Genomic DNA, 25,461 nt, shown 5'->3' on the forward strand with positions numbered 1-25,461 from the left:
GCATGACCCTTTCTATTTCCCTATTTTTAGAATAGAAGAGAAGAAGCTATATAAAGCATCCCCAGCAATAACACCTGCTGCAAAGACAGTCATTTCAGATTCTCTCTTACCTTTCGTTACATACGTGAAAATTACACGAAGTAAGATACCTGCTAATACTGCCCATCCAGCAATCGGATTGATCAGTAATAAACCTGTAGCAAAAAGAATACCCATTTGTCGTTTCGAGCCACCAATCAATTGGATCAATGCCCCTGGAATTGCCCAAATCATTAGTTGTTTCGCCACATCCCCTGTAACCCCAGATTGAATAGTTGCCGCATAAACATGGTTAACAGGAGCTACTAAATCTTGTGCAAAATATGATTTGTAGGATAGTAAAACAACAATAGCAGAAATGGAGAACGCCAACATACCAGCGATCATTTGCTGTTTGCGCCCTTCTTTTTCTAGTGCCGGATCACTACCATTTCCACGCAGAATAAAACCAGTTTTTAAATCATAGCCCATATCCGCAAATGCAACCCCTGTAGCTGCACTATAACCTGCTAACAAAGCAAGAGCTGGTGCAGGGAAGCCTATTAAAATACCAACAATCAATGTAATAAATGCCACTGCAAACGCTGGGAACCAACCCGCATGCATGGCCGCAATACCAACGATAAGCTCATGGACAAATGCTGCGATTGTGGCAAAGAGGATGAATCCTATTAGCATCCCAAATGACATATGTGTGATAATACCGCCTAAAACAGCGATTAATAAGGCAATGGCTAAATAAGCAATAAACCCAATACCAAAGGCTTGGCGAATTTCTTTTGCATCCTTTGAATAGATTAACTCTTCTGACTTTTTAATCGATTTTTTATTTAGTAAAGCAAAGGCTACTTGGAAAAGTGCCACAATCCCAGCACCAATCATAACCCCATGCGGAATATAATAAGCATTTAAGTCGACATTAAATAATTGAACAGAATAGCCTCTTAGTAGAAGCCCAACCCCAAACATCGTTAGTGCCCAAATATTGCCAATAAACGCTACCCCAAAAGCTGACATTGGAATTTTAAGAACAGACCCCACAATACCAATTAACACACCACCGATTAATACTTTGGCATTTTTACCACCTTTATCGCCCGCTTTAATAGCTTCAGCAGTTGCAATCCCTGGTGGCCAAGTACCTGTTGCTGGGAAAATCTTTGTATCAAAAAATTTATATAATAATAAAGCATCCACAAACATCGCTAAAATAACACCGATAAACAAAGGTAATACTAAATTTTCATAGCCCAAAACATAGGGAATACCAATTGGCAGCATTAAGCTACTCGCTGCACTAAATGTTGCGGCTGAAATGGCCGTTTGGATTATATTTTGTCTATGCACAGATTTAAATGCAATGAGCTTGCCAATTGGGATTCTTCCTAGAATCATCGCAAATATTGCCCCTACGATAGACGTATTAGCAGAAATCCCTAAAGTTGTAATCAGCTGTATCCCGATAATAGCCCCAACTACAGATGTAAAGACAATCATGAGTAGAGTCATAGGCTCCAAAGCCCGTGGGTGTAATACTTTATTATTCATACTGTCAGCTCCCCTATTGCTGTTATAGTTTTGAAATATGCGATTGTATCTGTTGAACTACTTTTACTAACTGGTCAAGCATATATTTCTCCCTTTGATCATCTATATCATATACTAATCCAGAAATTGTAAGAGATGCGATAATTTCTTTTTTATAGTTGAATAACGGTACACTGATGCCAAAAGCGTGTTCATTGTATTCACCAACGGTTATACACCATTTTTGTTGGCGTATACTTTGTAGCTCTTCCCTTAATGTCTCAAAAAATTCCATATGCTCCTCTTTCGATTGCTTGTTTTGAAAAAAAGCTATTAATTCAAGCTGTCTATCCTCTTCTAAAAAGGCGAACATGACTTTACAGGAAGCACCGATGTAAAGGGGTGTCTTAGTTCCTAAAGACACCGCATACTTTACATTTTTATTACTTTCGGCAATTTTTGTTGTGACACCATATTCATTGTCCATGTAAGTGAGAAATACCGATTCGTTTATTTCACTTGCAAGATTTTGCATTAATTCATAAATAGTCGAGTGTGGGTCCATTGTATGTGAGAGCACATCATAAAAAAGGAACATTTTGTAGCCTAATTTATACTTTTTTGTACCTTCATCCTGTAATAAATAACCCGTTTCTGTAAATGTATTAATGGCTCTTTGTACGACACTTGTCGGCATTTTCATCATGCGCGAAATTTCACGAACACCTAATGCTTTTTCTGTCGTCGCAAAACACTCTAGTATATCTAATGAGTTTTTTAATGTCTTGACAGTCATATATTTCTCCCTTTAAGCGTTTTGATAACCGTAATGCTTTTTCGCTACTTCTACCGAAATATATTCATTTAACACATCACGCTCAATAGCCTCTTTACTTCTTTCAAGTGGATTTCCATAGCCACCACCTGTTGCTGTAACAAGCTCAATACGATCGCCTTTTTGCAATTCATAATTGGCTAGTACGCCAACTGGTCCAATCGTAGAGCCATCCTTTTTATGAACGATTAAATAGTTATGAGAGCCTTCGCCTCCTCCACTTAAACCGAATGGAGAGAATTGGTGTCTCCCTAAGTTGACTGAAACCTTTTGACCATCATTATTAATTGTATAGACACGGCGTACACCTAAGCCACCTCTAAATTGGCCTGTACCTGCACCGTCACAGTTTAAGCTATATTCATCAATTTGAATGCCATATTTCGTTTCTGCAATTTCCACAGGTAAATTATAGGTTTCACCATCTCCCATACAATATTGCCCGCTTTGACCATCTTCATCATTTGATGCTCCCCAACCACCAACAGATGGTTCAACGATAAGGAAGGACTCATCATTTTCAGGATTTTTACCTGTTAGAATAAATGTACAAACGGATTGTAAATGTCCAGCAGATAATCTTTCTGGTAAATGTGGCGCAAGTGCTTTCCAAATTAAATCAGCTGCCCCAATACGTGCCTCAAAGTTCATCGATACAGGATGTGGGCGCTTAGCCGAGACAATGGAATTTTCATCCGTTAAAATAGTTAAGCGTTTAAAGACTCCCTCATTAATGACATCTATATCACCTAGTAATGCTAGGAACATCACACGCACACTTGCCATTAAACCAAATTTGGAGCAGTTTACTGGCACATTTACCGCTGGGTGGGAGCCTCTAAAATCACAAATAAATTCTTCATCGCTAATCGTTACTTTCACTTTAATCGGGTATGGTCCACCCTTTAATGGATCTCCCTCAATAAAGTCCTCTGCATAAAACTTACCTTTAGGCAAATGCTGCAGCTCTAGCTCTACAATTTTTTCACCTTTGTCCAATAATTTTTGAATCGACAATTTCACCGATTCAGCACCAAACTTTTGACAAAGCTCTGTGATTCGCTTTTCGCCTGTTTTTAAGGCGGCCACTTGTGCAAACATATCGCCGATAGATAGCTCTGGTAAACGAACATTTGTAGAAATAATCTCATAAATGGCTTCGTTCAATTCGCCTTTATGATAAAGTTTGACACCAGGCAGTTGTAGACCTTCCTGATAAATTTCATTAGAATTACTTGTAAATGAACCAGGGTCCATGCCCCCTACCTCTGTCCAGTGTGCTTTATTGGCAGAGTAAGCAATAATTTCACCTTGATAAAAGATGGGAAGCACTAAGCCAACATCTGATAAATGCGAGCCTCCCCCTACATACGGGTCATTAATAATAATGACATCGCCCTCATGCAACCTTTGACCATTATCGAATTTTTCAATTACTCTCTGCACCATTGGACTTAGCATACCAATAAAGCTTGTAACACCATTTCCTTGGCTAATTAAGTTCCCCTGTGCATCTGTTAAACCACAAGCATAGTCTAATACTTCATAGATTACGGGACTCATAGAAGAGCGCGCTAGAGCGACAAACATTTCATCCCCTATGGCTAGCAATGAATCCTGAATAATCTCTACAGCAAAAACGTCTTTTTTCATGATTTATTTTCCCTCCATCTCTACAATCAAATTTCCATATTTATCAATTTCTATGGATTGCTTTTCATTGATCACGACTGTAGATGTTGGATTTTCAACGATAGCAGGGCCTGTAATGACATAACCCGGAGCAAGCTTTTGTTGATCATAAACATTGACCTCAACCCACCCCTTTTCTTTTACATATAAGTTGCGTTTTGTTTTAATACAAGTTGACACATCAATATGAGAGAAATCTAATTCTTTAAATTGAACAGCCTCATCTTTTCCATAGATGGTAAGATGTAGATTCACTAATTCTATTGGAGTAGTTGGTAAATCGAATGAAAATTCTTGTTTATGTTTTACATGGAACGCTTCAGCCAATTGGAGAAGCCCTTTATCATCAATTGTGATATTCGATGCGTTCAATTTAACTGCATGCTCTTGGCCTTTATAACGTAAGTCATAATTAATTTCGAAATAATAATGCTCTTTCGATAAAGGTGCGTCTGCATAGGCACTTTCAATAGCTTGATTAATATTCGCTTGAATGTCAGCAAGATGCACGTGATCAAAGTCCATTAAACTTGTTTGAATATAGTCTTGGCGATATTCTGTCATCATCATTCCTAATGCAGAAAAGACAGAAGAGCCATAAGGGATAATGACCTTTTTCATGCCTAATTCCTCTGCTAAATTAATAGCATGTAGTGGACCACCACCACCAAAGGCAACCATTGTAAAATCTTCTGGGTCATAGCCTTTACGAATGGAAATGAGCTTCAATGCATTTAACATATTAGAATTCGCAATATCTAAAATACCTTGCGCTGCTTCCTCGGCTGAGACATGAAACGGTTTCGCAATCGCTTCAATAAGTGCCTCCTCCACTTTGTCAATAGAAACTGGATTATCGAAGTTTGCTAATGATAATCTTCCCAAATAAACATTAGCATCTGTAATTGTTGGCTGTGTATTACCTAACCCATAGGCTACTGGGCCTGGGTTTGCCCCAGCAGAATCTGGACCAACCTTTAAGGAACCGAACTGGTCCACACGAGCGATAGAGCCCCCACCATTGCCGATTTCCACTATATCTACAACTGGTGTTTTAATGGGATAGCCAGCAAATTTTTCATTTCTTTCAATATAGTAATCTGTCGTAACATTTACTTTGCCATCTGTAATAAGTGAGCATTTCGCTGTCGTCCCCCCCACATCAAAGGCGATAATATTGGATTCATTTAGAAGCTCACCTAATTTTGCAGCTCCAAACATTCCGGCTACAGGGCCAGATTCTACTAGATTGATTGGCAGCTCCATCGCTTTATCAAAGCTTGTTGTACCACCATTTGATTGCATAATTTTCAAATGGTCGGTAATACCAATTGTACTTAATTTTTCTTTTAAGCTTTTTAAATAAGCATGAGCAATTGGCTTTACATATGAATTTAAAACAGTTGTATTGGTTCTTTCATATTCACGATATTCTTTAATGGTTTCGCTTGAAAGCGTAATATACACCTCAGGCCAAATGTTCAATATTTCTTCTTTTAATTGCTGCTCGTGAATGGGATTTTTATAGCCATGAATTAAGGAAATGGCAATTGCCTCTACACCTAACTCCTTAAATTGACGGACAATCTTACCAACTTCATCCCTATTAAGCGCTTTCATAATATTTCCTTTAAAATCAATGCGTTCATCAATTTCTTGTCGTAAATAACGCTCTACAAAAGGTGCTGGCTTTGTATATTTAAAATTATATAAGTCTGGTCGGTTACCACGTGCAATTTCTAATACATCACGGAAGCCTTTTGTTGTAATTAATCCAACTACGCCCCCTTTTCTCTCTGTTAATGTATTGATAATAACAGTAGAACCATGAATAAATGATTCAATGAGAGAATCCTCTGTTACATGTCGTCCTAATACGTTTAATATACCATCCTCAAAATGCCCTGGCGTCGTATGCCCCTTGTCAAAATGAAGATTTCCTTTCTCATCTGTATAAACTAGGTCGGTAAAAGTACCGCCAATATCTGTTGCGATTTTCAAGACTCCATCCCTCCGTGTTCCTATAATCGGTACAGTGTTCCGAATTAGAATTAAGTAAATTATATTTAAAATAAAAAGAAAATTCAATGTATTTTTTAAATAAAAATTCATTTGACAATTGCACAGCGTTGTAAAATTCCGCTTTTCCTTTCCAATATTAGATAATTATAAATAAAAATTACCAAACACATTTATATAAGAAAGCTTCTCGAGTTTGTAATGGCATGAAAAGAAATCCTAGTTTTTAAACTAGAAACTTAAATTTTCTAAAAAAGTGATGATGAATGTTTAGACAATTTTCAACTATAAGGGGAGAGGCCTATTTTAGTGGCACTGGTGGGAGAAATAGTAGTGAAATAAAAAATGTTTAGGCTCCTATCAGCCAACCAATAAAAAAAGCTGCCCCTATTTTAAAGGGCAGCCTTTCAACATTTTATTAGAACAATCCTACCGCATGTCCGTCATTGTCGACATTCATGCGTAACGCAGCAGGAGCTTTTGGTAAGCCCGGCATTGTCATAATATCGCCTGTCAGGCAAACTAGGAAACCTGCACCTAGCTTCGGTATCACCTCACGAATTGTCACTGTAAAGCCTTCAGGACGTCCAAGTAAACTTGGTTGATCGGATAAAGAGTATTGCGTTTTCGCCATGCAAATCGGCAAAGAATCCCAGCCAAATTTTTCGATTTGAGCCATTTGTTTTTTAGCTTGGTCAGTGAATTGGACATCTTTCCCACCATATACCTTTTGTACAATAGTGCGTACTTTTTCTTCAATGGATTCTGTTACATCATATAATGGTGAGAAGTTGTTTTCTTCTTCCAACACAGCTAGTACTTGTTCAGCTAAGGCTACTCCACCTTTACCGCCCTCTTCCCAGACATTTGTTCGGGCAATACGCACATGGTTTTCTTGACACCAGTTTAGAACTGCTTCCAGCTCTGCCTCTGTGTCTGTAATGAAACGATTTAATGCAATAATCGGTTCAACACCAAATGTACGTACCGTGTCGACGTGTTTAGCTAAATTTTCAATCCCTTGGAGCAGTGCTTCCACATTTTCACCGACAAGTGATGTTTTTGGAACACCACCGTGCATTTTTAATGCACGAATCGTTGCTACAATCACAACGGCACTTGGCTTAAAGCCTGCTTTACGTGCTTTAATGTTCATGAACTTTTCAGCACCTAAATCAGAGCCGAAGCCCGCTTCCGTCACCACAATATCCGCTAGTTTACGAGCAGTTTGTGTCGCCATAATGGAGTTACAGCCGTGGGCAATATTTGCAAATGGACCACCGTGTATAATTGCTGGTGTCCCTTCCAATGTTTGTACTAAGTTTGGCTTAAAGGCATCCTTCAATAATAATGTTAAGGCACCCTCTACCTGTAAATCACGCACAAAGACAGGCTCACGCTCAAAGGTATAGCCAATCACGATGCTAGCGATGCGTTCGCGCAAATCTTCAATACTTGTTGCTAAACAAAACACTGCCATAATTTCCGAGGCAACCGTAATATCAAAGCCATCTTCACGCGGCATGCCCTGAACAGGTCCACCTAATCCCACAATCACTTTACGTAATGAGCGATCATTCAAATCCATCACACGTTTCCAAATAATACGTCGTGGATCAATGTTTAAGACATTCCCTTGGTGGATATGATTATCAATAAATGCAGATAAAGCATTGTTGGCTGTTGTTATCGCATGAAGGTCACCAGTGAAGTGTAAGTTAATATCCTCCATTGGTACAACCTGTGCGTAGCCCCCACCAGTTGCGCCACCTTTTACGCCCATTACTGGACCAAGCGAAGGTTCACGTAACGCTACCATCACTTTCTTATTTAATTGATGAAGGGCATCAGCTAGTCCTACAGTCACAGTTGACTTTCCTTCACCTGCTGGGGTTGGACTAATAGCTGACACTAACACAACCTTTGCGTCCTCACCTTGAGCTGTAATTTTTAATGGGTCAATCTTTGCTTTGTAGCGGCCATACTGCTCAAGTGCATCCTCTGGAATACCTGCAGCATGGGCAATTTCCGTAATAGGTTTGATTACTGCTTGACTCGCGATTTCTAAATCTGTTAATGGTTGATTTTTCGTTGTCATTTGGCATCCTACTTTCTATGTTGTTCATTTCCATTATAGTCTTAATTGTGAAAAAAAAGAAAGCCAGATATGCTCGCATTCCGACAATCAATTGACATTTTTGTTCAATTCATGTATGTTCTAAGAGAAAATGCTATTTTTTCACATTTTCTCATTGATAGCACGATTTCTTTAACTTTATTTTACTTTCAAGCGCATTGGAGGCGAATGCTTATGCAACAGGGGATCGTAAAGTGGTTCAATAATGAAAAGGGCTATGGCTTTATTGAATGTGATGATGGAGAAGATGTATTTGTACATTTTACGGGCATCCAGGAGGAAGGCTTCCGTACACTTGAAGAAGGTCAAAAGGTTTCATTTGATGTTGTGGAAGGCAATCGCGGCCCGCAAGCTTCAAATGTTGTAAAATTATAAGCTAGGAAACTGAAGGTGGATGAAATATTTAAAAATAGTTCAATCCGCTTTTTGACATGTTTACACATAAAAATCCACTTCAACGATTGAAGTGGATTTTTAATTTATCTATTAATCCAATAAAAAGCACCTGGACAAACTAATGTTTCCTTGGTTCTGTGTGGATCGTTCAATGTTACACCGATAGGCCCTTCTTTTAAATGCCCGAGCGTCATGCTAGATGCTGCCGCTTCCTCATAAAAATCCAAGCGCATATTCGGTAGCTGTAGAGACACAAACTGCTCATGCTGCACAAACTTGGGTAGCTGTAATACCTTCTGCCAAAGCTGCACCGTCTTCTCCACATCCCTGACATAAAACTGAATCGATTCCATGGTAATAGCTTGCGTTTCATCAATCGCGCCACTAGCTTTTAATTGAGCAAGACGTTTCTCATCTTCATCTGCCCATTCAATTAAGAATGGGAAATCCAATGCAAGGTCAGCCCTGCCAAAATGCAATAGCTTCCATTCGATTATCGTGCCATCTGGTCTTGTTCGACTACAAGCATCGGGACCATATACATCAAAGCCCAATGCACGCAATCGTTGACCCTCTTCTTCAATATTTTGGGTGCGCAAGGCAATTCGTGAAAATCCTTGGCGCTCATGATTACGTTTAAACGTATAATGTAGGGAATATGGGTACAGGGCCGCTTGCTCAAATAAATCACGATCATAAATAGCGATTTGTTCAATATAGCTTAAGCCAAAGTAGCTTAGCGTATTGTAAGTCCCCCACATCGTGTGTTGACCACCGTTCACTGTATGGACATTTCGTTTATTGAAGAAAACCTTTATATTTTCCGGAGATTCTACTTGATGTACCAGATGATCAAAATATAAAGTCATGGCAATTCCCCTTTCTTTCCCCCATTAGCTTTACCTAGATGTGTATTTGATTTAATATTTACTTAAGAAAAGGAGTTACTAGCTGGTATGAAAAAAAGTGCAATTTCCCTACTAACTCCGTTAACTAATTTATTACTCACTATAAAGAGGTGATTTGAATGACAGATCATGTAGCTGCTTTTAAATTGGCATTAGGTAACTATCCTACAGGTGTAACGGTTGTTACAGCATGTCATGAAACGAATCCAATTGGCTTAACCGTCAATTCTTTTGCATCTGTTTCCATTGACCCACTACTTATTTTATGGTCACTGGATAAAAAATCTCAGCTCCATCCTTATTTTATGGGTGCTGGAAAATTCGCTGTTAATATTTTAGCGAGTGATCAAGAGCATTTATGTACATTATTTGCAAGTAAAGTCCCAGATCGCTTTGCTCAGGCAAAATGGTCTACTTCATCATTTGGGCTACCGATTTTACATGATACAGCAGCTATTTTACAATGTAAATCATTTCAACAGATAGATGCTGGCGATCATACTATTTTTATTGGGCAAGTACTAGATATTACAAATTCTCAAAAGGAACCGCTTCTCTACCATCGCCGTCATATCGGTCAGATTCCAAAAAGCTTTTATAGCTAATTCTCATAAAAAAAGGGCCACTTGTAAGCAACGGAAACCATGCTTATTGGTGGCCTTTTCACATCGTTCATCTGAAATGATCTTTATTTCTTTTGTGGAAATCTCTGCTTTTCAAGCCTATTAATTTGAACAATTACCCCATCCTGAATCGTAATATGCACTTCACCAAATTCAAGATTTTGAATGGCCTTTGCAATAGCCTCTAATTTCTTATCTTCTACCTTTGTCGACTGAGCCATACGATACACCCCTTCTTTCTGATTCTTGTTGTACAAAAGAGGCCAATGCATCAAGCTAATTGATAGCCCCTCCTATCTCTCAGATACATCTGTTGGATTTGGCACCTATTTTTCCGGTTGCCGAGGCTTCATTGGGCCAGGTCCCTCCACCTCTCTCGATAAGAGTACTGCGTTTCTTGAAAATAATTCTATAATTCTGTTATACGATTGTCAATATAAAATATTAGAAAACCTAGCTGAATACTTTGTAATGTGTATTTTAGATTAGAAAACTGCCTATACCTAAAGTATTTTATGCCTAATCAGTAAGAAATAGATGGCTATCCACTAATTTATTTCGAACTCCATTTCCTCATCAAGGATTCAAGTGGACCGCGATGATGTTTAGCTCTCCACCAAACAGAAGCAAACACACATCCTAAAAAGTAACAGCAGGCATACAGCATGGAAAAAGCAAGCGTTTGATTCTCCAGCTTTTGGCAAACAATTAGTATCCCAATCCCTATAAAAACATGGCCAACATAATGGGTTAAAGACATTTGCCCGGTTAAGATGAAAGCTTCAATGACTTTATTTTTACATGTCTCTACAAGATAGATGGAGCCTACAATGAGGACAATAGCCGAAGCCGAATTAGATAGGACATACATCATATTTGGTGGAATCGGTCCCGTATCAAATAAATACAATGCACTCTCTACATCTAATAAATGGATGGTTGTTGTTATCTTAATAAATAATATTGAAAAAGTCTCAGTCAATATGACTAGCAATAAACCTGTCACTAGTAAGATTTTTCTTATAGTACGATTTGTTAAATCTAATGTGCCGATTAACATCCCCATCAGAAAGAAGCAAATCCAGGGGAATAGTGGGTGATAGCCATTAAACATCAAATTTCTTATAAATCCTGCTGGTGTCCAAAAATCAAGATACTCTAGTAAGACATATGTTGGATGCCAACCAGCAAGGTAATTAAATTGAATTTGAAGCCATTGTGAAAGGATGAGGATAGCACCTATGATGAAGATCATCATTTTCTTGGATTGCGCAATCAGACATGCGGCCACAAACATATACACGCCATAATAATGTAATATATCTCCTGTCCAGCCGATCACATATAATATTAGCCCAATCGTAAATAACAAAAACGACCTTTTCCATAAAGTAAGTCGATTCTGACGAAGAAGCAGTGGGTCCTTAGTCTCTCTAGCCTGACGAGTCATTAAAGCTATCCCTATTCCTGCTAACATGACAAATACGGCGGAAGCACGCCCCTCGAAAAGATTTTGTAAGGTAATCATCCATGCTGAACCATTCGTTGTAGAACCTGTTATGACTCCAAAATTTACAATGAACATCCCTAGCATGGCGAGAGCTCTTGCAAAATCAAGACCTTCAATGCGCCGATTGTTATTGATCATTTTTGTCCCCTTGGATAACGCTATGTACTGCCTCCTTCCAAATAGCTCTATAGTTCAATTGGTTGCCTGTTAACATGAAATTACCGATATTATCATAAACCAGGGCTAGCATCTGTGCCTTTGCTTCTATATGGGGAGTATCCTCTAGCACCCCTAGCTTCACGCCATATCGTAGGACTTCAACAAAGCTTGTTAAAAAGCTAGTTTCTAGCTCCACTAATTGTTTCTTATAGTTTTCATCGCGAGCTGCTAATAGTACATATTGATTAAATATTTTATTAAAATAAGGATCCTTCCCCTGCGCTTCAATAGACTTATAGCCTAGCTCGAGTAATTTCTCCTTGAAATTCGTATGAGAAAGCTCCTTATAATTCACAGCGATATCCTGTTGAATTTCTTTATACAGTGCATCAAATAAGTAAGCAATTAATTGATCCTTTGATTGAAAATAATAGTAGATGGCTGGTTTTGATATACCGACCTCTGCAGCAATCATTGCTAAACTTGTTTTTTCAAACCCTTTAGTTGCAAACATCACATAAGCCACATCTATGATTTTTTGAAAAGTTTGTTCTTTATTACCCATCATAATCCTCCTTTTTTACCGACCGTTAAGTAAATAATAAATGATACTCCGCTTTTAAACAAGAAAAAACTGTGTAGAAATATTTCTCTACACAGTTCATATTTATTGATTTTGCAAATACAGCATTAAAGCTTCGGCTGTTTTTTGCTTGCCCATTACTTTAGTTGGCTGTCCATCAGCAGGTACAATCCAATGGGGCTCGTCCCCGCCATATAAAGATTGAGAGCTATTGGCTACCATTAATTGAGCATGGGCTGTTTCCATTCGCAGTCGTGCACGTGCTAACAAAAACTCCTCGTCATTGGTTGCTTCTAGCTTAAACCCTACTAACGTCACATTTGGTTGCCAGCCCTTGATTTGTCCTAAGACTTTCGGCGCCTTTTTAAAATGAATAATAGGTGGCTCATCGGAAGGCATTTTCCCTGCTTCCTCCATCAAGTTGCCCGATTGATCATACACTTTATCAATGACCCAATCGGAGCCAGCAGCAGCCATAATCACAATATCAACATGTTCTTGTTGGACAGCATGACGAACTTTTTCTCCTAAATCGTCAATGCCCTCAAATTTAATCAATTTCATTTGATCGTGATTCACTGGAAGCTGTGCAAAATAGCCATGCATATATACTACATTAGCACCAGCAGCGAGTGCCGCCTCCGCTAAATAACAGCCCATTGTCCCTTTTGATAAATTCGTGTGCCCTCGTACACGATCCCATTTTTCAAGTGTTCCCCCACTTGTAATGAGTACGGTTTTACCTTGTAATGTCCCCATCCACTCACCTATTTTCTAAAATATATACACCTACTATTTTACCGTAATGCACGGATAGGCTTCAATAGATTCCATCAGACTGCACTTTTTTGTTCCATCAGCCATGCACTTAAAATCTCCGCAAATTTCTTCGTTACAGGTGATGCATTATGCTTCATGGCAATTCCGATTGTACGGTAGGCACCTTGCTTTAGTGGAATTGCTTTTAATGTAGGCGGCAAATTTTGAATGACCAATTGTGGTAAAATACTGATTCCTAGTTGATGAGAAATCATAGAAACAATACCTACCTCCTCTGAAAGTTCAAAGCGAATATTTGGCTTCACATGATATTGTTCCAACAACACTTTGACATCATTGGTCCCTTTATAGGAAGTCATAATAAAAGGCATATCTTCCAAATCAACAATATCTATCTCTGACTTATTAAATAGTGGGCTTTTATCTGAAACGATACATAATAAGGGATCCTGCTGTAATTCTGTATATTGATATTGCTCAGATTTTTGACCATTTAAAAATCCTGCCTCAATTTCCCCACTAAGTAACCATTGTTCAATTTCATAATAATCTCCCTCGCGTAATTCCACCTGTATTCCAGGAAACTGATTGTCCATAATCCTAATAATTTCTGGCATCCAATTAGAAGATATACTTGAAATAACGCCAATACGGACGTTTCCTCTTGTCACTCCATGAATATGAGCCGCCTCTTGTTGCAATAATTCCTGTGCGTCTAAAACCTGACGCATTGCCCTTAGCATTGTTTGCCCCTCACTCGTTAGGGTGACACCGGCTCTACTTCGATGTATTAAGGCAAACCCAAATTCTTTTTCTAAACTTGATACGGCATGACTAACAGCAGACTGAGTTAATCCTAGTGCATCTGCTGCTTTTGTAAAGCTTGCGACTTCTGCTACCTTTGTTAAAATCTCATATTTTACTAAGCTCAACGGCATTCCCTCTACATACATGAATTTTTTTAATCCTAATCATTATAAACATTCGTTTTACTAATCTCAATACAACATATATAGTAATTTTTAGTATACAAACTGTTTTAGTACACAGATGGTAGGTGAACATATTGAGTATCCAAGGAAAAGCAAATGTATTGATGGTTATTGTCACAATGTTTTGGGGACTATCTTATACCTTTATGGTCATGGGGCTTGAAACATTGGCTGTTTATAATGTGGTGGCTTTACGTTGTATCATCGCATTTATAGTAGCTGGGCTTATTTTTTATAAACGGATGATAAAAGTAGATGGTAAGACTTTAAAATATGCAGCTATCCAAGGATTTTTATTATTCATTGTGTTCGCATTAAGCTTATTTGGATTACAATCCACTTCCGTTTCAAATGCAGGCTTTATTTTAAGCCTAACTGTTGTACTAGTGCCGATTTTCAGTAGCTTCATTGATAAAAAATTACCTTCCAGAGCCGTGAGCTTTGCGATTATTTGTACCATGATAGGTATTACAGTGTTAACGGCGCAAGGCTCTTTCTCCTTCCATAAAGGAGATTTGTTAGTCGCAATCGCTGCGCTATGTTATTCTATTTATTTACTTTTAAACAGTTCATTTACACGGAATGTGGAGTCCATTTCGTACGGCATTTACCAATTAGGCTTTGCGGGTATTTATGCCCTGATCTTAACCTTATTATTTGAAACACCAGCTTTACCGAATAATACGACATCCTGGATGGCTATTTTAGGACTTGGCATCATTTGTAGTGCGTTTTGTTTCGTTGGCCAAACTGTTGCACAACAGTATACTTCTGCTACACATACAGGTCTTATTTTTTCCTTAGAACCTATATTTGCAGCAATGTTTGCGATGATGTTCATCGGTGAAGGATTGACAATGAAACTGGTTATTGGTGGTAGCTTTATTTTAATTGGTAATTTATTTGCCCAATTAGAGCATTTCCATGTATTACGCTTTATTAAAAAGGATGCTCCAGAAAAAGTCATTCATTAAAAAGCAGAGTGATCCACAATGATCACTCTGTTCAGACTGTAGACAAACTCAAAAAATTTGAGAGTTTGCCTACAGTCTTTTTTCTTTTACAATGAAATAAAGTAAAGCCGTTGATTTTCACTACGGGCGGACGCTTTCCGCGGGCGGGGTCGAGCTGCTTCCCTCGCTTCGCTCAGTCCAGGATTCTCGACTTTCCCGCTTTTCCCGCAGGAGTCGCCGCCCTTCGTTCCCATCAACTTCTACATAAAGTACTCCATCTACATAGGGTGTTGAAAAGTAAATTTTTGTAACTGATATTTACTTTTAACATGCTTGGACAATACTCAAACCAATAAAATTATTCTCCTCCATAGAGAACGTATGTTCTTTTTCTTCTTTAATATTTTTCTTAGTAATTGTAAATAAGAGTTAATAAAAATAAAAAGCACATCACTAAAATTTGTTTTTAGTAATGTGCTTTTTTATTTAATGTGTAACATTATAAATAAAATACTATTAAATAAGTATTAATGTACAATTACATGTACTTAATCTTACAGAGTAGATCACTCTGTTTTCCCTTTATAAAAATCTTCTAAGTTGCTCAGCCTCATTCATGCGCTCTTGTCTTAAACGTTCTTCCTGCTCAGCAGCTGTTTCCGGGTGTTGTGATTGTAGCGTATCATAATCATCATCACGTTCTGCAAATAATACGATACTCCCCTGCTCTACAAGATGAGCATAGTAAGCTATTTGCCCTTCGGAAAGATTAAAGCGTTTTAAGCCTTCTGTTACAGATGAATCACCTGTAAACCAAGATTTAAATTGGTCCACCCAGTTACCAGCCTCATGTGTGTGGACATCATCATCCCATTTCACATCCTCCAACTGCTGGGAATCTTTCGCAATAATATGGATATCCTCTTTATGGAAACCTTCCGTTCTCATAGTTTCTAAAATATGAAGCATTTCATCCCTTGTATGGGCCACCTCAATTTTTGGATTTTGTTCATTCATCATATTCATGTTCATGTTCAATTCCTCCTATTTGTATGGCTTACTAAATAATTACCCTGATGATTAGGAAACAAACTCCTTTTGTCGCATCGTTACCAAACTGTAATAATTGTTACTCTGCTTTTATACAAGTTCTCTTTTTGTCATATAGGGAAAGAAACCCTACAAAAAAAGCATCCCCACATAGTATGGGAATGCTATTAATCCGTTTATTTGTCTAAGAAGGCTTTTAACATCCATGTATGCTTTTCAAGAGATTGGTACATCGCATTCAGTAAATCCTCTGTACGATCGTCCCCTTCCTCTGCTGCCAGTGCCATAGTAGAATTTAGAGCTTTCATGAGCTTTTGGAAATCCGAAATTGTCGTTGCTACCATTTCCTCCGTCGTCTCATTTCCTGTTGCTTCCTCTACATAGGAAAGCTCTAGATGCTCTTTTAATGTCGCCACAGGCTTGCCATCCTTTGAAAGAATACGTTCTGCAATTTCATCTAAATTTAACGTTGTTTCATTATACAATTCTTCAAATTTTGCATGTAGTGTAAAGAATGCATGCCCTGTGACATACCAATGATAATTGTGCAGCTTTGTATAAAGCACAGACCATGTTGCTACTAGCTTATTTAATTGTTTGTTTAAGTTTTGTGTCATAATAAGTTCTCCTCCAATGTATCAATTGTTCTAGCCTTTAATATGTGTTGCAAATAATGTTGGCTATACACACATTGTTCCCGACTAACAGTATTTCAAACATACCCCATACAATTGAATGAAAAAACCAAACACTTTTCTTTAAGAATATTTCTACTATTCTATTAAATTATTTCACTTTCCGAAATAGTTTCGATATAATGAAATCACTTACATGTAAAGGGGTGTTTATAAATGGAAGTTTTACCATTAAGAAAAGATGTTGCAGTAGAAGAAACATGGGATTTAACTGATTTATTAAAAAATGATGCAGATTTTGAACCTACTTTAGCACAGCTTGTTGAAGAAGCAATTAGCTTCGAACAAACGTATAAAGGTACCATTACAGATGCGCAAAAAGTGATTGATGTATTAACAGCTTTCGAAAACTTGCAAAAAAGTATCGTTCCAATTGGTACGTATGCGAGCTTAAACCTACAAGCAGATCGCACGGATGATGTAGCCCAAATGCGTGCTGCAAAATTTAGTACAGCTATCGGTAAAATAAGTAGCGCCCTATCATTCGTAAGAAGTGAATTACTTGCTTTGGATGAAGCAGTATTACAAGAAGCGGCAACATTAAGCCCTCTTTACAAACATTATTTAGAGGAATTATTAAAACGAAAACCTCACCAGTTACATCCAGAAGTCGAAAAAGCGCTTGCTGCCTTTAGTTCTACTTTTGATGCACCTTACGAAACGTATAATACGACAAAATTAGTAGATATGAATTTTGGCGAATTTGAAGCAAATGGTGAAAAGCATCCATTAAGCTTTGTCCTTTATGAAAATGATTGGGAGTTTGAAGCCAATACAGAAGTTCGCCGTGCTGCCTTTAAAGCTTTTTCCAGCAAGTTGAGCGATTATCAACATACAACTGCACAAGTTTACAACACTCATATTCAACAAGAAAAAACAATGGCTGATCTTCGAGGATTTGATTCCATCTTTGATTATTTACTATTCGATCAAGATGTCGATCGCTCCCTTTATAATCGCCAAATCGATTTGATTTCTAAAGAACTTGCCCCCCATATGCGTCGATATGCAAAATTAATTCAAAAAGCGAATGGTATTGAGTACATGACATTTGCAGATTTAAAAATTGCTTTAGATGCTGCCTATGATCCAAAATTATCGATGGACGAGGCGAAGGAATATGTCGATAAAGCATTGGCGATTATGGGTGAAGACTACAATCACCTAATGGACAGAGCCTTCAAGGAACGCTGGATTGACTATGCACCTAATAAAGGTAAATCGACAGGGGCATTCTGTTCAAGTCCTTACGGTAGTCACCCTTATATTTTAATGTCATGGAATGAACGTATGAATGAAGTCTTCACCCTCATTCATGAGCTTGGTCATGCAGGTCATTTTGCGAATACGCATGCTCATCAATCCTATTTTAATAGTCGTCCTTCCCTATACTTTATTGAAGCACCATCTACGATGAATGAAATGCTGCTAGCAAATTATTTATTAACGCATAATGAAGATGTGCGCTTTAAACGTTGGGTCATTTCAAATATTGTCTCTAAAACGTATTATCATAACTTCGTCACGCACTTACTTGAAGCCGCATACCAACGTAAAGTATATGAATTGGTGGACGCTGGTGAATCTGTCAACGCGAATATTTTAAACCAGTTAAAACGTTCTGTACTAGAAGATTTTTGGGGCGATGCAGTGGATATTACGGAAGGTGCTGAACTGACGTGGATGCGTCAGCCTCATTACTATATGGGCCTTTACCCATACACTTATAGTGCGGGCTTAACGATTTCAACACAAGTATCTCAGCGCATTTTAAAAGAAGGTGATGCAGCCGTTGAAGAATGGTTAGCAGTCCTGCAGGCTGGCGGAACAAAATCCCCAGTGGAATTGGCACAAATGGCAGGTGTCGATATTACAACGGATCAACCACTTCGAGATACGATTGCCTACATCGGTCATTTAGTAGACGAACTAGAACGTCTCACACTCGAGATTGAGGCTGTCCAACAATCATAAATGCTCTAGAAAACGAATCTGTGCTTGCAACGTACAGATCGTTTTCTTTTTTTAGTTCTAAGTGAAAACGTGCATACATATACTTGAATTAGGGCGTCCCTCCACACTTTTTAGATATTTCAAAATAGACAATCATTTTTCTTCATACAAAAGTACCGTTATTATTAAGAGTACGCAAATTATTTAGCAATATACGATTAACAATTGTCAAAGGAAGTGTTCTAATTATGGTAAAACGTAATGATCCATGCCCATGCGGTAGCGGCAAAAAATATAAAAAATGTTGTGAAGGTAAACAGCAAGTAACAGTGGAAACAGTACAAATCGAAGAATTAGAGCGTGTGCTACAAACATTTTATTTAGAATACCCTGAGCGTAAAGATGTTCGTGCTTATATCGAGCATGTGGGCACATGGCAACCTAAATTAGAGAGCGTGCTACAGCGTGAGCTGATTGAAGCCATCGCTTTAGACGACTTTTTCTTCCATCAAGAGCCATCGATTTGGAAAAGTTATTTAAAGAAAACGAAGAAAAAAGCAGTAAGACCTTCTACAGTAAAAGTACTTGAAGACTGGTCTCACCCTGCATTATTTATTGGTACGGTATCTGTTGTTGAGGAAAATTATTTTAAAGCAAGTCATTTACTTACAAATGAAGAGCTTTATATTCGTCGTGAAAATGATAAACCAATTCCGGAAGGTATGCATGTCTTTGCCTTTATTTTACCGGATGGAACGAAGAAATTGTCACATTATTTAGCTGTGTCTACATTGATTTTCTTCCCTGAGGATCATCTAAAAGTATTTGAAGAGTTTAAGAAAAACTTTGAAGCATCTGAGAAAAAAGTTGGAGCATTCTTAAAAGAAGAACATCTTGCATTCTGGGAGCTACTGGTCTCCAACGGCTACAAAGGGGAAGAATTCACTAATTTTGAAAGCACAGTCCTATCACAAGTAAAAGAATTCTTGGAGCAAAATGATCGTGAAACAGCTCCAATGCTTGAGCTATTAGAGGACTATTTAATAGAAGGACAACCTACTGCACGCAAAGAAGCGGCCATTGTTGCTGGTGCAATCCGTTACGGGCAGGAAAAAGAGCTCTTTGAATCTCTTTCTATGACGGTAAAAGAAATTGCCGCAACTTTTGATATTTCTGCTTCTTCACTTACAAAGTATTACCAAGATTTAAATAGCTATGTCGAAACAAAATAATCCTATAAAAGAAGCTACATTTATCAGCAATTGCTAATAAATGTAGCTTTTTTCCAAACGATTCCTTATTTACTGTAAACTTTTAAAAGCTCTTCGCCTAAAAACTGTAGCTTTTCTCCAATTGAACAGGCTTCAATACAGAAGCGATGAGCTCCTGGTTTACCACGTTCTTTACGTAATTGCTGAATGACTAAGCAATCTGCGCAATACGTATCATGCAGTTCGTCTATATCCTTCATAACCGTCACTTTATCCATGTGAACTCTCGCTCCTTTCACGTCCAAAATTCACTTCCTACTATTATGAAGCGTTCATTTTGAACAAGCAACTATTTTGTTTATCCACTTCAGCAATTTTTTCAAGTCCATCACTACTAGCACATAGATGTTTTACAGCGTATCCTTGTTGTACAATTATATGGAAGTCAAATAGTAAAGTAGGGATGTTATGTTAGAGGTTTATATAGATGCTGCTAGTGCAGGTAACCCTGGCCCAAGCGGTATCGGTATATTTATCAAAGGTGAAGGCCAACATATACAAATTAGTGAGTATATCGGGGAAACAAATAATCATATTGCTGAATTTACTGCTTTAGTCCGTGGACTTGAGGAAGCACAAAAGCTTAGCTCTACGCTTGTTTCCGTTCGCTCTGATTCTAAAATCGTTGTCGCCTCTATGGAAAAAGAATATGTGAAAAACGAGGAATTTAAACCTTTTCTGGAAAAAGCATTATCGCTCTCCAACACCTTCGATTTATTTTTTATTAAATGGGTGCCTGATTCTCAAAACAAAGCTGCTGATGCCTTGGCACGAAAAGCTATCCAAAACAATAATCATTAAACAATGCATGCCAAGGGACTGTTATGGACAGTCCCTTTTCTCCCCTTCTATTCAGATACTTAATATCCCCCAATCCATTCTTTTTATGAAGTCAATTTTCTTACAAAGATCATACAAAATTAGCTCTAATACGCATAAAATTTTCTGATTAATCCAAAACGATATTGACATACATTAGACGTGGTGATATCCTTTAACACATTAGTAGTTTAGCAAACGAAAGTGATAGTTTTATATAGGGGGAAATAAGGATGAAACGTATAATAACTTTAGTGATGATGCTAACAGCTGTCATTGTTTTAGCAGCATGTGGCACATCAAAAGAAAAATCAACAGAGAAAGACCCATCTTCAGCTGATCAGGAAAAAATCATTATTGGCATTGACGATAAATTTGCACCGATGGGCTTTCGCGATGATAAAAATGAAATCGTGGGATTTGATATTGATTTAGCACGCGCGGCAGCTGAGCATATGGGCGTAGAAGCTGAATTCCAACCAATCGACTGGAAAACGAAAGAGGCTGAATTACTCAGTGGACGTATTGATTTAATTTGGAACGGTTATACCATTACAGATGAGCGCAAGGAAAAAGTATTATTTACAAAGCCTTATCTCGAAAACTCTCAAGTGGTTATGACTAAAGCAGATTCTAAGATTGTAAAATTAACTGATTTAGCAGGCACAGAAGTAGGCATTCAATCTCTTTCTTCTGCTGCAGACGCATTAAATGGTAACCCAATCCACAAAGAGATAAAAACAATTACAGAATTCTCGGATAACGTTTTAGCTTTATCAGACTTAAAGACAGGACGTGTTGATGCCGTAGTAATTGATGCTGTTGTAGCAGAATATTACATGACACAAGAGCCTGATACATTTAAATTATTAGAGGAAACACTTGCTCCAGAACAGTACGGTATTGGTGTAAAACCAGGGAATGAAGCATTATTGGAAAAATTGCAAGCTGCATTAGACAAAATGAATGAAGACGGTACAGCAGCTGATATTTCTACAAAATGGTTCGGTGAGGATAAAGTATTAAAATAAAGACAGGATATTTTTTGTAAGAGTTTCCTCTGCGAAACTCTTACTCTCTTTGGAGGGACATCACTATGACAGATTACTGGCAAACTATGATATGGCCGATGCTAGAGGGCGCGAAAATGACCGTTATCCTGTTTTTCATCGCCATTCTTATATCGATTCCATTTGGCTTTTTATTGACACTTGCAGTGAAAAGTCGCATTAAACCACTTTCTTGGCTTGCACATACGTATATTTATATCATGCGTGGTACACCACTATTGCTACAATTATTATTAATTTGCTTTGGTCTACCTATGCTGCCAGTAATCGGTGAATATTTAGTATTGGATCGTTTTGTAGCCGCGTGCCTTGGCTTTATTTTAAATTATGCTGCCTACTTTGCTGAAATTTTTCGTGGTGGACTACTCGCCATCGATAAAGGACAATATGAGGCAGCACAAGTACTCGGTTTATCAAAATGGCAAACCACAACACGTGTCATTTTGCCACAAATGTTCCGCGTAGCCTTACCAGCTTTATCGAATGAATCTGTTACGCTAATTAAGGACACAGCCCTACTCTATGCTGTAGCAGTTCCAGAATTACTACATTTTGCGCAAACAGCCGTCAATCGTGACTTTACGATTGTACCTTTCTTTATTGCTGGTGCTATTTATTTAATCATGACGCTGATCTTGACCGTATTCTTTAAATGGCTAGAAAAACGTTTTAAATTTGAATAGAGGTGATCTATATGGCATTGATGGCAGTAACCAACTTAAAAAAATCTTTTAATCAAGTCGAGGTTCTTAAACAAATTTCATTTTCTGTAGAGAAGAACGATGTCATTGCGGTAATCGGTCCCTCTGGGTCTGGTAAAAGTACCATGCTCCGAAGCTTAATTCATTTAGAGGAAATTGATGGTGGTAGCATTTTAGTAGATGGTGATTATCTTGTGCAGGACGGCGTGTATGCCAAGCCACAGGAAATCAAAAACCTGACAGCTAAAATGGGGATGGTCTTTCAACATTTTAACCTATTCCCCCACTTAACAGTGCAGCAAAACCTTGAAATGGCCCCTCGCTTATTAAAACAAGAATCAGCTGAAGCCATTTCGAGCCGTTGTCTAGATTTATTGAAAAAAATTGGGCTTTCCGAGAAGGCAAATGCCTATCCAGCTAATTTATCCGGTGGTCAAAAGCAACGAGTGGCAATTGCCCGTGCTTTAATGATGAACCCTCAAATTTTATTATTTGACGAGCCAACATCTGCCTTAGATCCTGAGCTGACAGGAGAAGTATTAAAGGTCATGAAAAGCTTAGCTGAAGACCAAATGACTATGATTGTCGTTACACATGAAATGGGCTTTGCGCGTGAAGTAGCCAATAAGGTTGTCTTTATGGATGATGGACAAATTATCGAATCTGACCACCCCGATAACTTCTTTACAAACCCACAAAACGACCGAACTAAGGCATTTTTACAAAAGAACCTAAAATAAAAAGTAGGGCGGACATATTTGCTCTCCTTTCATTTCTTTATCAAGCTAAAGTTTCTCTCTTTAGGAACAACATGCTATTGAATAAATAATCTATCTTTTAGTTTTATTTAATGGGAAATATTATTGCATAAAAGAGAGTCATTTAAGACTCTCTCAATAGTTGTGAACATTTAGTTTTGAAAAATCAATATTCTTTCATTAAAGCATTTGTTCTTCATAAAGTTCTTCATTAAAAATGTATTGATTTTTAATTTCACTATCTTTGTCCTTTAAGTTATTTATTTGCTAGTATTTCAAGTAATTCTTTTGATTCTTCTTTTGATAATTTAGTATATTTCATATCATTTTCTACCAGAGTTACTTGTTCTTTTGAATTGACATAGATTAAATAATAAGAAGACTTCAACTCCTTATCAGGGTCTATAAAATCAAAAGACATTCTAAACTTTAATAGTCCAAATGACTCTTCACTTTTTTCTTTCCATTTAACTTTAGTAAGAATTTTATTTATTATTGAGACTTGATCTTTATCTAGGATTTCTAAACTTTCTTTAAAATCTCCATTTTCATCAGCCATCTCTAAAATAATTTTCTTTGTATCATTAGAACATCCCACACATAGAAAAATCAATGCAAATGAAATAATAATTATTTTTCTTAACACATAAATACCACCCTTTACTTAATTTCGTATTTTAAAGCTCATTAACTTCTAAATTAAACCCTTTAAATGAAACGAATCTTAAAGACCTTGTGTTTGTTTATCTTACAGAATAATCTTGGTTCTAGCCACATTACATCTCGTTCCACGGTGGTTACTATTTGATTAGCTATTTCTCTAAATGCTGTTTTCAGGTTTAAACCCAAACTCTACACTTGATACAGGTCTATATTTACTATTTGATTGAACACCTACAATCATTGTAAACGGATTATCTTTATAACCTAATGTATTGATAAAGAAAATATTGATTGTGAAAATTGAGAGAGTCATTGTTAAATTGTTTATTGTGATTAAATTTCAAGCAAAGTCTCGTGCCAAGTTTAAAAAAGCTTGGATGGCAGGCGAAATCCACTTTTCTTCATGCCAAAACATTTGGGTGGCAAACGATGTGGCCGACATATCCCACGGTAACGAGACTAGTTCCCCCCTACTCAATTCTGCTGTCACAGCCATTTCAGGCAAGATGGCGATGCCCATCCCTATTTTCGCACATTGTTTAATCGCCTCCGCACTGTTAAATTCCAATTCCGTAATTCCCCCCATGCCCTTTTGAGAAAGACTTCGCTCAAAAAATGTGCGATAGGAACACCCTTTCTCCGTCAGTAAAAAGGTCTCCCCATTAAAATCTTCAATGTCCAATTCAGTACGTGAAGCTAATGGATGATCAGGCGCTACCAAAATATAAAAGGACTCATCCTGCATTTTTTCTCCGCAAAACCCAATCTCGTGCTTGTCCTCATCTAGCATAAAAATAATGTCCGCGTCCCCTTCTCGCAAACTTTGTTTCAAGTTCGCATGTGACAGCGGCTTAAAAATAAGCCGAATTCCTGGATATCGTAAGCGAAACAGACGCAGTATAGCAGGCAGGCGGTACGTACACAACGTTTCATCTGCACTAATGACCAACGTCCCCGTCATTTCGCCAGATTGCTTAACCGCATGCTCCGCTTCTTCAAGTTCACTCAATATACGGACTACATAATCTAGAAAACGTCTACCCGCATCAGTCAAGATTACTTTTTTTCCTAATCTGTCCACCAGCTTTACACCTAGTTCCTCTTCCAATGCCTTCATTTGCATCGTAACCGTTGATGGAACATAGTTTTGCACCTCTGCAGCGCGGCTAAAGTTGAGTGTTGAAGCGAGTGTATAAAAGGTCTTTAATTGACGCAATTCCATTGTATAGTTCACCCCATGATTCAAAAAAAATGAATGTTTTATTCAAAAACGTTTCTTTGACTTCACAATAGCATTCTCGTAGAGTAATGACAAGAAAGACCATCTA

At 37.8% G+C, this 25,461-nt stretch carries 25 protein-coding genes and 1 riboswitch; of the genes, 9 read left to right on the forward strand and 16 right to left on the reverse strand.

All coding sequences use genetic code 11. From position 1 onward, the window contains the following. Nucleotides 1-12 precede the first annotated feature (12 nt). The 5 genes from ACOZBY_RS13825 to ACOZBY_RS13845 all read right to left on the reverse strand — a co-directional run bounded on the left by ACOZBY_RS13825 (nucleotide 13) and on the right by ACOZBY_RS13845 (nucleotide 8,210). Nucleotides 13-1,587, reverse strand: a complete 1,575-nt coding sequence (locus ACOZBY_RS13825; RefSeq protein WP_036167873.1) for an OPT/YSL family transporter — start codon at nucleotides 1,585-1,587, stop codon at nucleotides 13-15. A 22-nt stretch (nucleotides 1,588-1,609) separates the two neighbouring features. Next, on the reverse strand, nucleotides 1,610-2,362 hold the full coding sequence (locus ACOZBY_RS13830) for an IclR family transcriptional regulator (RefSeq protein ID WP_422762485.1): 753 nt from the start codon (nucleotides 2,360-2,362) through the stop codon (nucleotides 1,610-1,612). Between the two features lie 12 nt (nucleotides 2,363-2,374). After that, entirely contained in the window at nucleotides 2,375-4,054 is a 1,680-nt protein-coding gene (locus ACOZBY_RS13835) for a hydantoinase B/oxoprolinase family protein (protein WP_422762486.1), read from the reverse strand. A gap of 3 nt (nucleotides 4,055-4,057) precedes the next feature. Beyond that, nucleotides 4,058-6,094, reverse strand: a complete 2,037-nt coding sequence (locus ACOZBY_RS13840) for a hydantoinase/oxoprolinase family protein (protein WP_036167864.1) — start codon at nucleotides 6,092-6,094, stop codon at nucleotides 4,058-4,060. A 436-nt stretch (nucleotides 6,095-6,530) separates the two neighbouring features. After that, nucleotides 6,531-8,210: a formate--tetrahydrofolate ligase gene (locus ACOZBY_RS13845; RefSeq protein WP_031419539.1), complete on the reverse strand. Its 1,680-nt coding sequence runs from the start codon at nucleotides 8,208-8,210 to the stop codon at nucleotides 6,531-6,533. Nucleotides 8,211-8,423: 213 nt separating this feature from the next. Here ACOZBY_RS13845 and ACOZBY_RS13850 point away from each other — a divergent pair, with 213 nt between their 5' ends. After that, complete coding sequence (locus ACOZBY_RS13850; RefSeq protein ID WP_004269397.1) at nucleotides 8,424-8,624, forward strand: cold-shock protein; 201 nt, start codon at nucleotides 8,424-8,426, stop codon at nucleotides 8,622-8,624. A gap of 104 nt (nucleotides 8,625-8,728) precedes the next feature. On the opposite strand, the gene ACOZBY_RS13855 is transcribed toward ACOZBY_RS13850, so the two are convergent. Continuing rightward, nucleotides 8,729-9,514, reverse strand: a complete 786-nt coding sequence (locus ACOZBY_RS13855) for a VOC family protein (RefSeq protein WP_036167858.1) — start codon at nucleotides 9,512-9,514, stop codon at nucleotides 8,729-8,731. Nucleotides 9,515-9,672: 158 nt separating this feature from the next. On the opposite strand from ACOZBY_RS13855, the gene ACOZBY_RS13860 reads away from it, so the two are divergent. Further along, nucleotides 9,673-10,158, forward strand: a complete 486-nt coding sequence (locus ACOZBY_RS13860; RefSeq protein WP_012293854.1) for a flavin reductase family protein — start codon at nucleotides 9,673-9,675, stop codon at nucleotides 10,156-10,158. An 83-nt stretch (nucleotides 10,159-10,241) separates the two neighbouring features. On the opposite strand, the gene ACOZBY_RS13865 is transcribed toward ACOZBY_RS13860, so the two are convergent. The 5 genes from ACOZBY_RS13865 to ACOZBY_RS13885 form a co-directional block, all read right to left on the reverse strand. Further along, nucleotides 10,242-10,397 carry a YezD family protein gene (locus ACOZBY_RS13865; RefSeq protein WP_012293853.1) on the reverse strand — a complete coding sequence of 52 codons (156 nt, stop codon included), beginning with the start codon at nucleotides 10,395-10,397 and terminating at the stop codon, nucleotides 10,242-10,244. Between the two features lie 69 nt (nucleotides 10,398-10,466). Continuing rightward, nucleotides 10,467-10,562: riboswitch (SAM riboswitch) on the reverse strand. A gap of 167 nt (nucleotides 10,563-10,729) precedes the next feature. Continuing rightward, nucleotides 10,730-11,824 (reverse strand): DUF418 domain-containing protein, encoded by a 1,095-nt coding sequence (locus tag ACOZBY_RS13870; protein WP_036215504.1) that lies wholly within the window; start codon nucleotides 11,822-11,824, stop codon nucleotides 10,730-10,732. Further along, entirely contained in the window at nucleotides 11,814-12,413 is a 600-nt protein-coding gene (locus ACOZBY_RS13875; protein ID WP_012293851.1) for a TetR/AcrR family transcriptional regulator, read from the reverse strand. The genes ACOZBY_RS13870 and ACOZBY_RS13875 overlap by 11 nt, the downstream gene beginning before the upstream one ends. A gap of 99 nt (nucleotides 12,414-12,512) precedes the next feature. Continuing rightward, nucleotides 12,513-13,187, reverse strand: coding sequence for a phosphopantothenoylcysteine decarboxylase (locus ACOZBY_RS13880; RefSeq protein ID WP_031419532.1), 675 nt, complete (start codon nucleotides 13,185-13,187; stop codon nucleotides 12,513-12,515). Between the two features lie 74 nt (nucleotides 13,188-13,261). Continuing rightward, a complete protein-coding gene (locus ACOZBY_RS13885; protein ID WP_031419531.1) occupies nucleotides 13,262-14,140 on the reverse strand; it encodes a LysR family transcriptional regulator in 879 nt (292 codons plus the stop codon). Between the two features lie 125 nt (nucleotides 14,141-14,265). Here ACOZBY_RS13885 and ACOZBY_RS13890 point away from each other — a divergent pair, with 125 nt between their 5' ends. Next, nucleotides 14,266-15,174, forward strand: a complete 909-nt coding sequence (locus ACOZBY_RS13890) for a DMT family transporter (RefSeq protein WP_373561633.1) — start codon at nucleotides 14,266-14,268, stop codon at nucleotides 15,172-15,174. A gap of 561 nt (nucleotides 15,175-15,735) precedes the next feature. Here the strand turns inward: ACOZBY_RS13890 and ACOZBY_RS13895 are convergent. After that, nucleotides 15,736-16,185 carry a general stress protein gene (locus ACOZBY_RS13895; protein WP_422762487.1) on the reverse strand — a complete coding sequence of 150 codons (450 nt, stop codon included), beginning with the start codon at nucleotides 16,183-16,185 and terminating at the stop codon, nucleotides 15,736-15,738. Nucleotides 16,186-16,379: 194 nt separating this feature from the next. Further along, on the reverse strand, nucleotides 16,380-16,820 hold the full coding sequence (locus ACOZBY_RS13900) for a Dps family protein (RefSeq protein ID WP_012293846.1): 441 nt from the start codon (nucleotides 16,818-16,820) through the stop codon (nucleotides 16,380-16,382). A 234-nt stretch (nucleotides 16,821-17,054) separates the two neighbouring features. On the opposite strand from ACOZBY_RS13900, the gene pepF reads away from it, so the two are divergent. Next, nucleotides 17,055-18,872 carry an oligoendopeptidase F gene (pepF, locus tag ACOZBY_RS13905; protein WP_416277882.1) on the forward strand — a complete coding sequence of 606 codons (1,818 nt, stop codon included), beginning with the start codon at nucleotides 17,055-17,057 and terminating at the stop codon, nucleotides 18,870-18,872. Between the two features lie 227 nt (nucleotides 18,873-19,099). Next, nucleotides 19,100-20,083, forward strand: a complete 984-nt coding sequence (locus tag ACOZBY_RS13910; protein ID WP_012293844.1) for an SEC-C domain-containing protein — start codon at nucleotides 19,100-19,102, stop codon at nucleotides 20,081-20,083. Between the two features lie 65 nt (nucleotides 20,084-20,148). Here ACOZBY_RS13910 and ACOZBY_RS13915 read toward each other — a convergent pair whose 3' ends face one another. Further along, nucleotides 20,149-20,340 (reverse strand): zinc-finger domain-containing protein, encoded by a 192-nt coding sequence (locus ACOZBY_RS13915; RefSeq protein WP_012293843.1) that lies wholly within the window; start codon nucleotides 20,338-20,340, stop codon nucleotides 20,149-20,151. 190 nt (nucleotides 20,341-20,530) lie between these two features. Between ACOZBY_RS13915 and ACOZBY_RS13920 the strand changes: the two genes are divergently transcribed. From ACOZBY_RS13920 to ACOZBY_RS13935, 4 genes are all read left to right on the forward strand, one after another. Beyond that, nucleotides 20,531-20,923, forward strand: coding sequence for a ribonuclease HI family protein (locus tag ACOZBY_RS13920; protein WP_031419527.1), 393 nt, complete (start codon nucleotides 20,531-20,533; stop codon nucleotides 20,921-20,923). Between the two features lie 251 nt (nucleotides 20,924-21,174). Then, nucleotides 21,175-21,972, forward strand: coding sequence for an amino acid ABC transporter substrate-binding protein (locus tag ACOZBY_RS13925; RefSeq protein ID WP_036167840.1), 798 nt, complete (start codon nucleotides 21,175-21,177; stop codon nucleotides 21,970-21,972). 65 nt (nucleotides 21,973-22,037) lie between these two features. Beyond that, nucleotides 22,038-22,694 (forward strand): amino acid ABC transporter permease, encoded by a 657-nt coding sequence (locus ACOZBY_RS13930; protein WP_031419525.1) that lies wholly within the window; start codon nucleotides 22,038-22,040, stop codon nucleotides 22,692-22,694. An 11-nt stretch (nucleotides 22,695-22,705) separates the two neighbouring features. Next, nucleotides 22,706-23,452: an amino acid ABC transporter ATP-binding protein gene (locus ACOZBY_RS13935; RefSeq protein WP_012293839.1), complete on the forward strand. Its 747-nt coding sequence runs from the start codon at nucleotides 22,706-22,708 to the stop codon at nucleotides 23,450-23,452. A gap of 274 nt (nucleotides 23,453-23,726) precedes the next feature. Here ACOZBY_RS13935 and ACOZBY_RS13940 read toward each other — a convergent pair whose 3' ends face one another. Together ACOZBY_RS13940 and ACOZBY_RS13945 are read right to left on the reverse strand one after the other, a co-directional pair. Beyond that, entirely contained in the window at nucleotides 23,727-24,116 is a 390-nt protein-coding gene (locus ACOZBY_RS13940; protein WP_036167837.1) for a hypothetical protein, read from the reverse strand. 357 nt (nucleotides 24,117-24,473) lie between these two features. After that, the gene (locus ACOZBY_RS13945; RefSeq protein WP_031419520.1) at nucleotides 24,474-25,355 is read right to left on the reverse strand and encodes a LysR family transcriptional regulator; all 882 of its coding nucleotides are present in this window, start codon (nucleotides 25,353-25,355) and stop codon (nucleotides 24,474-24,476) included. Nucleotides 25,356-25,461 lie beyond the last annotated feature (106 nt).

The sequence above is a fragment of the Lysinibacillus sp. NPDC056220 genome (assembly GCF_049315265.1).
GTDB classification, from domain to species: domain Bacteria; phylum Bacillota; class Bacilli; order Bacillales_A; family Planococcaceae; genus Lysinibacillus; species Lysinibacillus pinottii.

What these genes read in the sequence shown, in the direction of transcription:
- ACOZBY_RS13825 (WP_036167873.1), bottom strand. Translation starts at nt 1,587, where the DNA reads ATGAATAATAAAGTATTACACCCACGGGCTTTGGAGCCTATGACTCTA.
- ACOZBY_RS13830 (WP_422762485.1), bottom strand. Translation starts at nt 2,362, where the DNA reads ATGACTGTCAAGACATTAAAAAACTCATTAGATATACTAGAGTGTTTT.
- ACOZBY_RS13835 (WP_422762486.1), bottom strand. Translation starts at nt 4,054, where the DNA reads ATGAAAAAAGACGTTTTTGCTGTAGAGATTATTCAGGATTCATTGCTA.
- ACOZBY_RS13845 (WP_031419539.1), bottom strand. Translation starts at nt 8,210, where the DNA reads ATGACAACGAAAAATCAACCATTAACAGATTTAGAAATCGCGAGTCAA.
- ACOZBY_RS13850 (WP_004269397.1), top strand. Translation starts at nt 8,424, where the DNA reads ATGCAACAGGGGATCGTAAAGTGGTTCAATAATGAAAAGGGCTATGGC.
- ACOZBY_RS13855 (WP_036167858.1), bottom strand. Translation starts at nt 9,514, where the DNA reads ATGACTTTATATTTTGATCATCTGGTACATCAAGTAGAATCTCCGGAA.
- ACOZBY_RS13860 (WP_012293854.1), top strand. Translation starts at nt 9,673, where the DNA reads ATGACAGATCATGTAGCTGCTTTTAAATTGGCATTAGGTAACTATCCT.
- ACOZBY_RS13865 (WP_012293853.1), bottom strand. Translation starts at nt 10,397, where the DNA reads ATGGCTCAGTCGACAAAGGTAGAAGATAAGAAATTAGAGGCTATTGCA.
- ACOZBY_RS13870 (WP_036215504.1), bottom strand. Translation starts at nt 11,824, where the DNA reads ATGATCAATAACAATCGGCGCATTGAAGGTCTTGATTTTGCAAGAGCT.
- ACOZBY_RS13875 (WP_012293851.1), bottom strand. Translation starts at nt 12,413, where the DNA reads ATGATGGGTAATAAAGAACAAACTTTTCAAAAAATCATAGATGTGGCT.
- ACOZBY_RS13880 (WP_031419532.1), bottom strand. Translation starts at nt 13,187, where the DNA reads ATGGGGACATTACAAGGTAAAACCGTACTCATTACAAGTGGGGGAACA.
- ACOZBY_RS13895 (WP_422762487.1), bottom strand. Translation starts at nt 16,185, where the DNA reads ATGAACATGAATATGATGAATGAACAAAATCCAAAAATTGAGGTGGCC.
- ACOZBY_RS13900 (WP_012293846.1), bottom strand. Translation starts at nt 16,820, where the DNA reads ATGACACAAAACTTAAACAAACAATTAAATAAGCTAGTAGCAACATGG.
- pepF (WP_416277882.1), top strand. Translation starts at nt 17,055, where the DNA reads ATGGAAGTTTTACCATTAAGAAAAGATGTTGCAGTAGAAGAAACATGG.
- ACOZBY_RS13910 (WP_012293844.1), top strand. Translation starts at nt 19,100, where the DNA reads ATGGTAAAACGTAATGATCCATGCCCATGCGGTAGCGGCAAAAAATAT.
- ACOZBY_RS13915 (WP_012293843.1), bottom strand. Translation starts at nt 20,340, where the DNA reads ATGGATAAAGTGACGGTTATGAAGGATATAGACGAACTGCATGATACG.
- ACOZBY_RS13920 (WP_031419527.1), top strand. Translation starts at nt 20,531, where the DNA reads ATGTTAGAGGTTTATATAGATGCTGCTAGTGCAGGTAACCCTGGCCCA.
- ACOZBY_RS13925 (WP_036167840.1), top strand. Translation starts at nt 21,175, where the DNA reads ATGAAACGTATAATAACTTTAGTGATGATGCTAACAGCTGTCATTGTT.
- ACOZBY_RS13930 (WP_031419525.1), top strand. Translation starts at nt 22,038, where the DNA reads ATGACAGATTACTGGCAAACTATGATATGGCCGATGCTAGAGGGCGCG.
- ACOZBY_RS13935 (WP_012293839.1), top strand. Translation starts at nt 22,706, where the DNA reads ATGGCATTGATGGCAGTAACCAACTTAAAAAAATCTTTTAATCAAGTC.
- ACOZBY_RS13945 (WP_031419520.1), bottom strand. Translation starts at nt 25,355, where the DNA reads ATGGAATTGCGTCAATTAAAGACCTTTTATACACTCGCTTCAACACTC.